Annotated in this window: 9 protein-coding genes; 5 read left to right on the forward strand and 4 right to left on the reverse strand. The window is 50.6% G+C overall.

Annotation, left to right across the window (positions count from 1 at the left end):
- Positions 1 to 735: 735 nt before the first annotated feature.
- Positions 736 to 1695 carry a DUF1517 domain-containing protein gene (locus tag ACP5D4_RS17820; protein WP_428012964.1) on the forward strand — a complete coding sequence of 320 codons (960 nt, stop codon included), beginning with the start codon at positions 736 to 738 and terminating at the stop codon, positions 1693 to 1695.
- A gap of 63 nt (positions 1696 to 1758) precedes the next feature.
- Here the strand turns inward: ACP5D4_RS17820 and ACP5D4_RS17825 are convergent, their stop codons facing one another.
- The gene (locus ACP5D4_RS17825; RefSeq protein WP_428012965.1) at positions 1759 to 2616 is read right to left on the reverse strand and encodes a Uma2 family endonuclease; all 858 of its coding nucleotides are present in this window, start codon (positions 2614 to 2616) and stop codon (positions 1759 to 1761) included.
- Positions 2617 to 2981: 365 nt separating this feature from the next.
- Here ACP5D4_RS17825 and ACP5D4_RS17830 point away from each other — a divergent pair, with 365 nt between their 5' ends.
- The 4 genes from ACP5D4_RS17830 to ACP5D4_RS17845 all read left to right on the forward strand — a co-directional run bounded on the left by ACP5D4_RS17830 (position 2982) and on the right by ACP5D4_RS17845 (position 8396).
- Positions 2982 to 4847: an NAD(P)H-quinone oxidoreductase subunit F gene (locus ACP5D4_RS17830; protein ID WP_428012966.1), complete on the forward strand. Its 1866-nt coding sequence runs from the start codon at positions 2982 to 2984 to the stop codon at positions 4845 to 4847.
- Between the two features lie 164 nt (positions 4848 to 5011).
- Positions 5012 to 6502 carry an NADH-quinone oxidoreductase subunit M gene (locus tag ACP5D4_RS17835; RefSeq protein ID WP_428012967.1) on the forward strand — a complete coding sequence of 497 codons (1491 nt, stop codon included), beginning with the start codon at positions 5012 to 5014 and terminating at the stop codon, positions 6500 to 6502.
- Between the two features lie 62 nt (positions 6503 to 6564).
- Positions 6565 to 6984, forward strand: a complete 420-nt coding sequence (locus tag ACP5D4_RS17840; RefSeq protein WP_428012968.1) for a NirD/YgiW/YdeI family stress tolerance protein — start codon at positions 6565 to 6567, stop codon at positions 6982 to 6984.
- A 116-nt stretch (positions 6985 to 7100) separates the two neighbouring features.
- On the forward strand, positions 7101 to 8396 hold the full coding sequence (locus ACP5D4_RS17845; protein ID WP_428012969.1) for a CO2 hydration protein: 1296 nt from the start codon (positions 7101 to 7103) through the stop codon (positions 8394 to 8396).
- Between the two features lie 361 nt (positions 8397 to 8757).
- Here ACP5D4_RS17845 and ACP5D4_RS17850 read toward each other — a convergent pair whose 3' ends face one another.
- From ACP5D4_RS17850 to ACP5D4_RS17860, 3 genes are all read right to left on the reverse strand, one after another.
- Positions 8758 to 9708, reverse strand: a complete 951-nt coding sequence (locus ACP5D4_RS17850) for a transposase (RefSeq protein WP_428012970.1) — start codon at positions 9706 to 9708, stop codon at positions 8758 to 8760.
- 303 nt (positions 9709 to 10011) lie between these two features.
- The gene (locus ACP5D4_RS17855) at positions 10012 to 10629 is read right to left on the reverse strand and encodes an HPF/RaiA family ribosome-associated protein (protein ID WP_428012971.1); all 618 of its coding nucleotides are present in this window, start codon (positions 10627 to 10629) and stop codon (positions 10012 to 10014) included.
- A 396-nt stretch (positions 10630 to 11025) separates the two neighbouring features.
- Positions 11026 to 11874 (reverse strand): hypothetical protein (locus tag ACP5D4_RS17860; protein WP_428012972.1); only part of this gene is annotated, 849 nt, incomplete at its 5' end.

Genomic DNA, 11874 nt, shown 5'->3' on the forward strand with positions numbered 1-11874 from the left:
TGGCAGAGGTCGCGGACAGGGAAATCGCTCTGGCAGAGGTCGCGGACAGGGAAATCGCTCTGGCTATGGTTCCGGTTCTAAGACTGGCGGTCAAAAGGGTAATTGCTAATTTGGCTCTTCGGAGTTTGAGATCGTAATCTGATTTTATACCCGTTCAAAACCATATCTTCGCCCCCCTTTGAAAGGGGGGTTTGTGGTTGGCTGGGAAGATGGGGCGCTAAGGTTCAAAAATTGGCTAGGGTCGCCAATTTTTCTGTTCGTTCAAACAAATTACACCGCAATCTCAGGAAACCCAATTTAAGGGGGTGCATGTCGCCCCCCCATTTTTTTGAAGACAAAAAATAATACAAAAAACAAGGGCAAAAAACAAGGGCAAAAACAAGGGCAAAAAAACTGAGAAACCGGGTTTTTCGGTTTATCTGATACAGAATCCGAATCTCAAACCGCCGTTTTGCCAAACTCTACAATCCCCTCTATCCCCCCGGCGCTAAGGGGAATGTGGTGAATACTTCTTATCAGCAACGGATTCCGTATGAACCTGAAGTTTAGAAAAATCGACTGAAACGCGGTATCTGAAGCCAACCGGACTGCTGAAACCAGACCCACCCCACTTCGTCAAAAACGATACATTAGTAAGAGAGCTGCAAGACTCCGTAACACAAACCACACTCGACCTGGGGGCGGAGGTGCAGTTCGCGATAGCTTAAACGCTACAAGGTCACACCAAGAGGTTGTATGGGTCGCCAATTATTTTCACAACTCAGTTCAAAACTCAAACCCATCTTAAAATCGCTGTTTTTAGCCGGACTCGTCGCCATACTGTTCTTCTCCCACGTAGACGGCGCATTCGCCGCCCGTAGCGGCGGACGCATCGGCGGAGGGTCGTTCCGCGCCCCCACCCGCAGCTATAGCCCCCCTAGTCGCTCTTACGCCCCCTCTCGCGGTTATCCCGGTGGCGGCTTCGGCTTCCCCTTCCTGATTCCCTTCTTCGGCTTCGGGGGCGGTTTCGGCGGACTGTTTTCCATCCTGATTTTCATCACCATCGCCAACTTCCTCGTCCGCAGTTTGCGCGGCGTCGCGGGAGGTGACGGCGGCGAAATGGAAGCCATGACGCCCAACGTCTCCGTGGCGAAGGTTCAGGTGGGACTGTTGGCGCAAGCCCGCGAGTTACAGTCGGAATTGGATAGTTTGGCCATGTCCGCCGATACGGGAACCGCTTCCGGCCGCGCTCAAGTTCTGCAAGAATCGACTTTGGCGGTGTTGCGTCACCCGGAATATGTGGCTTACGCCAATACAGATAACGATGTTACAGCCCTCAATCGCGCAGAAGCCAAGTTTAATGAATGGTCGCTCTCCGAACGCAGTAAGTTCTCGGAGGAAACCCTCTCGAACTATCAAAGTCAGTTGCGACAAGGGACGCCTTCGCTTCCTGGCGATGCTGAAGAGGGTGCGTTGGCGGAAACTCAAGCCCCTGGCGAGTACATCGTGGTGACGATTTTAGCTGGGGTTCAGGGGAATTTCCAACTTCCCCAGGTCGATAGTGCGGAGTCGCTGAACCAAGCGTTACGTCAGTTGGGCGGCGTTTCGAGCGATCGACTGTTGGCGGTGGAAGTTCTCTGGACGCCTCAAGCTCAAGGAGATACGCTCACCACAGACGATTTGATGGCAGGATATCCCAATTTGAAAGTCCTGTAGTTGCGTCGATTCGAGACTTTTTAAACGGGGTGGGTAACGTCCGCCCCGTTTTTGATGGGGAATTTAGGGATTTTCCAGAGTTTCGGGTTCGATACCCAATTCTCGCAGTTTCGCCGCTAAGCGATCGCCCCGTCGACGTTCTTGTTCGGCTTGCTGGCGTTCTTGTTCGGCGCGTTGACGTTCTTGTTCGGCGCGTTGACGTTCTTGTTCGGCGCGTTGACGTTCGGCCTCAGCTCGCTGTTGCGCCTTTTCCGCTTCTTGTTGAGCCTTTTCGTCGGGACACAATACCAGGTTTCCTTCAGCGTCGTAAAACCGCAGCCAAAAGGTCTCGACGTGGAGAATCGAGCCTTCCCAAATTCCCAGCCACATATTCAACTGAGAAGACCACAACCAGCCTCTCTCGTTGGGTTCGAGTTCTTGGTATCCCCCCGCATCGGTATCGAGATGCCAACCTCGTAAGGAGTTTCGATCGAACGGATCGAAGACAAAATAATCCGGCGTTCGGAAAGTCCGTTCGTAAATCTGTTTCTTCTCGTTTAAATCGAATTTGGCGGTACTCGGCGACATCAACTCGACGATGACATCGGGGTAACGTCCGTTTTCTTCCCAAACCACCCAACCTTGGCGATCGCGATTTTCTTCGACCCCCAACACGGCGAAAAAGTCCGGTCCGCGAAAGTCCCGATTTCTCGCTTGGCGACTGCTGTAATAAATAAACATATTGCCGCCGACAAAGGAATCGTTTCGTTCCGCCAACGCTGAATCGGCGGACTCGATGAGGAGGTTCATCGCGATGCGGTGGCGGTTGCTTTCCAAGGGTTCTCCGTCGTCGAAAATCAAGTCAGTCGGCGGCATGGGAGGTTCCCAGACTTCCGCTTCCGGCGTTTGGGGAACTTGTTCTGGGGCGAGTTCGGGGGACACGAGACGACCTCCCTGTTTGAGATGTTCTGGCTCGATTGTAGCGATGTTGGTTTGTCGAAACCTGTTATGCAAGGCTTCTACAACAGAAAATTATATTTTTGCCTTATATCATATTATAATTTATTTGTCAATAACATTTTGAGCAAATTTAATTTAAAATTAAGTATTTATGCTTATCAGTGAAAGTGATCGCTGCAATTATAGATTTTTCTCTATGGATATTTACAAAAAACTCTGTTTTTAGCTATGATTACGAACAATTAATTAAGTTTTGCAACAGCATCGTTGCCGAAATTGCTCGATCGAATCCAGAAAACGCGATCGAGGCGATTTCTCCTGCGTTCGATGTCCATAGAGGTCACTGCATGAGTCACCTATTCAGCCAGAGTGCGTGGCTGCTTCCCTGCTACGCCCTTCTCGGCGCGATACTTGCGCTTCCCTGGTCGCCGGGATTCATCCGCAAAACCGGCCCCCGTCCAGCAGGTTATATCAACGCCATCATGACCTTTACAGCGTTCAGTCATAGCCTGCTGGCGTTAGTTGAAACCTGGAACCAACCCCCGCAAGCACTTTCCTTTGCCTGGTTGAACGCACCAGGACTCAACATCACCTTAGACTTAGAAATTTCCACCGTCGCCCTCGGTGCCTGCGTTCTCATCACCGGATTGAACCTACTGGCGCAAATTTACGCCATCGCCTATCTCGAAATGGATTGGGGATGGGCGCGGTTCTACTCCCTCGTGGGACTGTTTGAAGCAGGGATGTGCTTGCTAGTTCTGTGCAACTCCCTCTTTTTCAGTTACGTCGTCCTCGAAATCCTCACCCTGGGAACCTATCTCATCGTGGGAATTTGGTACAACCAATCCCTCGTGGTGACAGGCGCCAGAGATGCCTTCCTCACCAAACGGGTGGGCGACCTCATCCTATTAATGGCCGTGGTGGCACTGCTGCCCCTATCGGGAACTTGGAACTTTACCGAACTCACCGCCTGGGCGAAAACCGCCGATCTCGACCCCACCCTAGCCACCTTGTTAGCCTTGGCGTTAGTATCGGGTCCGGTGGCCAAATGCGCTCAGTTCCCCTTTCACCTCTGGCTGGACGAAGCGATGGAAGGTCCTTATCCCGCAACGATTCTGCGGAATACCATCATCGTGTCCACCGGGGCTTGGGTCCTGATTAAAGTGCAACCCATTCTCGCCTTGTCGCCCTTGGGGTCCAGCGTGGTGGTTGCGGTAGGGGCTGCCACTGCAGTGGGGGCAAGTCTGATTTCGATGGCGCAAATCGACGTAAAACGGGTCTTATCCTATCTCACCAGTGCCTACATGGGGTTAGTGTTCGTCGCCGTCGGTATCGGAGAAAACCACGCCGCCTTAGTGTTGCTACTCACCTACGCCATCGCAATGGCGTTGATGGTGATGAGTACCGGAGGCGTCGTCCTCAACAACATTACCCAAAACCTCACCCAATATGGCGGTTTGTGGTCGCGCCGTCCCCTGTCGGGAATTTCACTAATCATCGCAGGTTTATCTCTGATTGCCATGCCGCCACTGGGAGGCTTTTGGTCTATCGTAGAAATTTCCGATGCCCTCTGGCAAAGTCGCCCCCTCTTATTTGGCGTGGTGTTAGCCGTCAACGGCTTCGTGGCGTTCAGCGTGACGCGACTGTTCGGATTGATATTTGGCGGAAAGCTGACGGACTTCACCCGACGTTCCCCCGAAGGCTTGTGGTTGTTGGTGTTGCCGATGATGTTGCTGGCGGGGGTTGCCTTGCATTTACCCCTGTTGTTGGCACAGTGGCAGTTGTTGCCGGATTGGGCGAGTTTAAATCGCTTCGTGGCGGTATTGATGACTTGGTCGAGTTTGGCAGGAATCGGCTTCGGCGCGTTGGTGTATCTCAATCCCAATTGGGAAAAACCCGTGCGACTCAATCCCCAAGCCCTGCAAGATTTCTTCGCCTACGACTTCTATACGCCGCAGTTGTATAAAGCCACGGTGGTCTTTGCAGTCGATCACATCTCCAAACTAATTTACTGGGTCGATCGCTACATCGTCGATGGCACCGTGAACCTCGTCGGCTTTGCCACCCTCTTCGGCGGCGAAAGTCTCAAATACAACACCACCGGACAATCTCAGTTTTACATTCTGTCGATCGTACTCAGCGTTGCCGTCTTCGTAATTCTTGCCAGTTTCCCCTATCTCTCTCAATTCGCCACACTTTGGACGATGTTCTAACCCGCTATCTCCTTAACAAACCCTCTTTACAAACAATCCTCACAACAATCCTTTTCCAAACCGCCAACAAACCGCCAACAGACAACGTTTAATTCTCAAACCCTCCTCGAACCCTTCTCGAATAATTCTCGAAACTCAACTGTTTTCGCGAAACCCTTGCTAATATGCTAAGCGCCCTCATTCTCGTTCCACTGGTCGCCGCCATCATCGTCGGCTTTACCAAATCGGGGCAAACCGCCCGAACCCTCGCCCTTTCCACAGCAGGACTGCTCTTCGTGTGGACGCTGTGGTTGCTGTTCCAATTCGACCTCAGCGATACCGGATTGCAATTTTCCGAATATCTCACCTGGGCCGAACCCATCGGCTTGAGTTACAGCCTGGGAACCGACGGCTTGTCCATGCCGTTGTTGGTTCTCAACGCCCTCTTAACCGGCGTCGTCGTCTACAGCAGCAAAGCCAACACCCCCAGGGCTTCGCTGTATTACGGGCTGATTCTCCTCGTCAACGCAGGAGTCGCTGGCGCGTTTCTCGCCCAAAACCTGCTGCTGTTCGTTCTCTTCTTCGAGTTAGAACTGATTCCCCTGTACCTCCTCATCGCCATTTGGGGCGGCGAAAAACGGGGTTACGCAGCGATGAAGTTTCTGCTGTACACCGCCCTTTCGGGAATTCTGATTTTGGCGGCGTTTCTCGGTGTCGCTTGGCTGAGTGGAAGTTTCAGCTTCGACTACGACAGCATTTCCACCGAAAACTTACCCCTTCGCGCCCAGTTGATTCTGTTAACGGTGTTGTTGGTAGGATTGGGCATCAAAATCCCCCTAGTTCCCCTGCACACTTGGTCTCCCGACGCCTACGTGGAAGCTTCGCCTCCGGTGGCGATTCTCCTCGGTGGGATTTTGGCGAAACTGGGAACTTACGGACTGGTGCGGTTTGGGTTGCAAATGTTCCCCAATACTTGGGAAATCGTTGCGCCGGGTTTGGCATTAATCGGTGCCATTAGCGTCATGTACGGGTCGTTGAACGCGATCGCCCAAAACGATATTAAACGCATGGTGGCCTATAGTTCGATCGGTCACATGGGATATGTCCTCGTCGCCGCTGCCGCTGGAACGGACTTGAGCGTGTTAGGTGCAGTGGCGCAAATGGTCGCCCACGGCTTGATTCTGGCGTTACTGTTCAACCTCGTGGGCATCGTAGAAGACAAAGTGGGTACCCGAGAACTGCAACTCCTCAACGGTTTGATGAACCCCGTTCGCGGACTGCCACTCGTCAGCGGCTTGTTGGTGATGGCGGGGATGGCCAGTGCGGGAATTCCCGGTTTGGTGGGATTTGCGGCGGAGTTCATCGTCTTTCAAGGCAGTTTCCCCATTTTCCCGATTCCTACCTTGATTTGTATTCTCTCGTCCGGGTTGACGGCAGTGTATTTCGTGATTCTGCTCAACCGCACCTGTTTTGGCAAATTGAACAACGAACTCGCCTATTACGATCGATTAACGTGGAGCGAACGGGTTCCCGCATTAGTCTTGTCAGTCATTATTCTATTTCTCGGCATTCAACCCAACTGGTTAATTCGTTGGATGGAACCCACCGCAACCATGTTAGCTTCGACGCTCCAACCCACTCAAGAAATCGTCGCCCAGAACGTGACTCAGCGTTAAGCAGGTTTCCCTTCGTTTCCAGACTCTTTTGAGACTACAAAACCTCACCCTCATACATGACTATGAAACTTAAATATTGGCTATCTTTTACAGCCCTGACCTCGTTCAGTTGGACTCTTCTCTTTCCTAGCCTTTCCGTTGCCCGCCCAAATATACGTCTCGTTCAAAATACCTCAATTGGAGAGTTGCAAAATCGAGAAGGAATTACCATCTCTGGAGAAATTGTGGCTTGGGGCGAAGCGGATGAAAACGAGTTCGTTTTGCAAGACAGTAGCGGACAAGTCGTTGTAGATGCCGGCCCCCGTTGGTGGCAAAATTTAAACCTTAATCTCGGTGATACAGTTACTGTCCAAGGTGAAATGGATGACGGTGAATTCGATGCGTTTTCTATCACCTATGCCAATGGGACAACTGTGTTTATTCGTAATCCTGAAGGTCCGCCACCTTGGGCTGGCGGACGGCGAAACGTTCGTCCTCGTTAATAGCTTTTCCTGAAACGAAACCGGGTATCTCTGAACGACTTTCAAATACCCGGTTTCTGACCGAGTACGAACCGACAATTATCAATTATCAATTGTCAATTATCAATTATTAACTGATGGTTCAAGCAATTCCCAAACCCAAAACTCCGATTCCGCCGTCTAACCACGAATTCGCCGAGGTGATTCACCGCCTCGAAGCGGGGGGTTCCATGCTTCCGGACACCCCAGAAAACTTGATGCAAATCATCGGCATTTATAAAGCCTATGCCGTACCAATGGATTTCTACTGGCGGGATTTGCTTTACATTGCCGAACGAGTATTTCTCAACCCAGTTCCAGCGTTCAAATATTTTTTGCCGAAAGAGTATTTAGACTTACACAACCACTACGCCGGAGACACCGCCGATTTACGAGTTTGGCGGGGGGAAGCCACGGCACATCCGGAACTGTTGGAGTTCATGAAACGGGGCGAAACCCAAAAAATGCCCAAGTTGCTGCATCATTTGTGGCACGATCGCATCAACATGGAATTCGCCGAAGCCTGTATGCGAGCGATGTTGTGGCATCAAGGCATGGGAGGGCGGTTTAACGACTACTTAGAAAGTGAAGAGTACGTCGCCAACGCCGATCGCGCCATCAAAGCCTATTTTAAAGGCAATCCGGTGATGTTGGGGCTGCACAAGCTCTTCCCTGAAATGTTCCTCGAACAAGTGCGTCAACTGTCCTATTACGCCAATTTGGGGCTGTTTTGGGAAGTGATGGCGCCGGTGTTCTTCGAGATGTCGGATTTGTACGATGAAGGGAAGTTAACCACTGTTCCCGAGGCGATGGATTTCTTGGTTAACGGCATTTTTGCCGTCGCCGGACGCCCGATTTACCATCACGTTTACATTGGCGGCGAGTGTTACGAAATTATTCCGAAATCGAAGGGATTTACCTGGCTTTACGAGGCGGCGTTACCTTACGTTGAGGCGGTGTTTTACCGGACGGCACCCTTCCGGGGTACGAAGTCTTATAACGCCCAAGCGGGGCAGGTTCCGGACGAACAGAAGGATTTCCATTACGGCATTTTGTACGCGGATGTTTTCCCGGTGGGAAGTGCGGGAATTCCGCCGACGTTGTTGATGCAAGATATGTTGCATTTTCTGCCGCCTTATTTGACGGAATACTATCAGAAACACTGTCGCGGCGAAGACGATATGTTGATTCAGTTGGGGATTACGTTCCAGCGATCGATGTATAACGTCACGTCGGCGGTGATTCAGGCATTGCGTCAGGCGTTGTTGTATCCCCTCGACGACCCCAATCCGAAGCATTTGATGAAAAATCGCGCGTTTTTTGAGGCGCAAATGGATCGGTTTTTACGTCCGGAGGCGCGATTGCGGGATATTCAATCTCAGGATTATCGTTAACGGTTGGGTTTCTGATTGGTTTCTGAGTCGTTTAAATTGTCGTTGAAATTAAGAGTAGGCGATCGCGCCTACTCTTTTTTGGGTCATTTTGATAAATTGAGTGAAGTTTGGAAAAGACGGGTTGCCAAAGGAAGAAGACGAAGCATGGCAAGACTTGATTTTATTAAGGATTTCCAACAGATCCCCGGCATCTTGAAGATGCCGGGGATCTCGCACAGATAAATTGAGTGAAGTTTGGAAAAGACGGGTTGCCAAAGGAAGAAGACGAAGCATGGCAAGACTTGATTTTATTAAGGATTTCCAACAGATCCCCGGCATCTTGAAGATGCCGGGGATCTCGCACAGCGGCAACCCAGTGAGGTTAGTCGTTGTCTAAGAGGCGATCGAATTCCGTCAGGGATTCAATGGAAATGGCTTGTCGGTGAAGGTTTTGGAGCGTCGCCACATCGGTAATTTGGTTGATGCGATCGCTCAATTCCGAAGGAACTCTGTCAAACCGCACTGTCAGCACTTCCAACACCGACGAACGAGCATTTTCCAAAATCCCCGCTTCACGCCCCTTTTCAATGGCGCGAAGCTCGATATTACTCAAAATCGGCATTTTTCGTTCCTCCTGATAATTTTGGAGTTTGGTGTCAAAACTGTCTTGCAAGACTTGAGGAAGCGTCATCATCCAGTCTAGCAATCGAAAGAACTTGATGATGTCTTCCTCAGTATAGCCTCGCTCGTAGAGTAACTGAACGAGATGCCATTTCCAGCTTTCTCGTTCCTCCGCCTTGTTGTTGGTGGCTTTGGTTTTCAGATGCGCCATCACCAGTAACGCAAAGGGATTTGACTCTCGTTCGAGGCTTTCCCACTGAGACTCGTAGTCAAGCAGTTTGGCGATGGGAAAGACGAAGTTTACCGAACAGCCCCCCAGTTCGTAATGGTAATTCTGCGGTCGCCAAGTGGGTCGATCGTCCCCTAAAATGGCTAGGCTGATGACTTTTTTGTGCAAGTCAAAGGAGCGATAGTGGTAGATATACATTCGCTCGCCGAAGTCGGTATCTTCTTGACTCTGAACTTCGATATGAATCAAGATATAGGCATCTTCGCCGTTGCGCTGCCAAACTTGAAAGAGTTTGTCCCCTTCTCGTTCGCCGCTGGTGGCGTTCGGGCTGATTTGTTGCAGTTCTTTGTCTAAGGATTGATAGTCTCGCGTCCAGTCGATGAGGGCGTGGACTGGGGGAAAGAAGAACTCTAGAAAGTATTCGAGATAGTTTTCAATGGCTTCTTTCCAGGGTTGGTCGTAATTGGCGTTTGGCGTATCCAAAACTTTTTACAAATCCATAGAAATTATTATTTATATTTTATCAATTTATTAACTCTTTATATTAATTTAAATAAGCCGATTTTTTAAACATTATTTTGCATTCAAATTCATATTTTTTAGATAATATAATATAACAAAATATTGAAATTTTTTAGTGATTGAATCGATATATTTTCTCAAAAAATTAAAGAGATATAGAAAAAATAGAAGGTTTCGTGCCTCAAGCCAACCGACGATATTATACTCGATTAAAAACCCGGTTTCTCGAGGAAACCGGGTTGATAGGGATTGGGTGTAAAACCTTTAACGCCAACCCATCGGGGCTTCAATGTTGCTTTCGTCGGATTTCGTTTCCCGTTCGCCGGGTTTGTTGACGATTTTAAGGCTGATAGCGTAGGGTCGATCGCCTTCGCCGGGGACTTCTCGATACTGGACGCCGGTACCGACTTCGAGTCGATCGAACTGGTCGCTACTTTGACGGTTGAAATAGAGTTCGCGCCCCGTATTTATAGTTTTGAGAAAGCCATAGTTCTCGTCGGGATGCAGTTCGCTGACTACAGCAACCATCTGTTGGTCGGGATGGCGTTTGACTTCGTTTCTTTGCCGCTCTTTTAGTTCTTGCAGTTGGCGACGGGCGGCGTCAAAGGCATCGCGAACGACGACATCGAGGGGCGTATACTGGACGCCTCGATCGGGACTGCGATCAACAACTAACTCGTGACTCGGCGGGACAGTCATATCGATTTGCACGCGGTAAGGAGAGCCACTGTCGGGGTTTTCGTGGACTTTCTCGAGGGTGACACGACAGCTATTCATGTAGTTACAAAACTGTTCGATTTTCTCTACTTTGGCTCGAACCAATTTGTCTATGGCGGGGTCTTTTTCGAGGTGATTGTACGTGATTTGGAGAGGGATTTTCATAAGGTAAAGATGTTTGGAACGACGATAGAAGCCTGGGGGCGGGGATGGAGACAGAAGGAACGTGACTCGACATTCGATCGCATTGGAACAACCTGGCTTCGGTGTAAAAGTTTGGCTGTATCGATAGCCGGGGTTTACACTTATTTTCAGACTAACAAGCTTAGAAGCGGCTGTAATCTATCGTTAGTCGATCGATCTCTATCTCGCGACGCGATCGATCGGCAAAAATTGCGCGATCGATAGAGTTAATCTCTCTCTTTTTATCGATGTCGCCAAAAGGGAGATCGCGCGTCTACAGCCCTATGGCGAAGACAGTATCGCTCGAACAGTTCTTCGTACAACCATTCGGCGGTAACGATGATGACAGGGGAGAAATGGTTAACTGTCTTCACCTCATCAGAGAACGACCCCATGGGGATTGCGTTTGCCTTCGAGGGCCTCTCGTTCTTCGGAAGTAAGGAAGTCTTCACGGGGACGTTGGAGAACGCGGGCGGTTTCGGCCAGGACGTGACCCCAGGTCGATCGATTGATAAACAGCATGCCTTGGCTGTTGAGGGTGCCGCCTTGGTTGACGAAGCCTAACACGGCGGTTCGATCGCTTCCAGTATCCAGAGGTTTGAGAATGCCCAACATGGGTTCGGGGCGGGTGTGGCTGAGGAAGACGCGGGCTTTAACGGATGCGGGATAGAGGTGGTCTCGCAGGGAACCTCGGGCGACTCGTTCGAGTTCTCCGGCGTCGCGAGGGGTGCGGAAGCGTCCGGGTTCGAGGAGGTAGACGACGCTGTGAGGTACGTCGCGATCGCGCAGGCGTTGGGACGCTTTCAGGATTTCTTGTAGTTGGTAGCCGCCGATGGCGGTGAGGATAACTTGAGCCTTTTCCGGTTGGTAACTAGCCCATTCGAGACGCATGGCGCCGTCGCACACCAATCGATCGCTTTCTTCTGGGCTAAAAAGATTGGCGATTTCGTCCCGTTTCGACACCACCATCGTCCAAAATTCCCCGGTAGTTTGATAGACCTGGTGTATCAGGGACGCTGCCGTGTTGAAGTCGGCCGCGAACATCACGCGCGAAACGTCCGAAGCTTCATTAGCCATCAATTCCGCCATCGCCGGGTCTTGGTGAGACTGTTCGTTTTTGCCGTTTTCCCAAGTGTGGGAGGTCAACACCAAGGGAATCGATAGCCAGTTACTCGTACATCCGATTTCTTTTGTATGTTTGGCGAAAATGATTTCTTGACGCATGAC

This window comes from Baaleninema sp. (assembly GCF_049974805.1).
In the GTDB taxonomy this organism is placed as follows: domain Bacteria; phylum Cyanobacteriota; class Cyanobacteriia; order Cyanobacteriales; family Geitlerinemataceae; genus Baaleninema.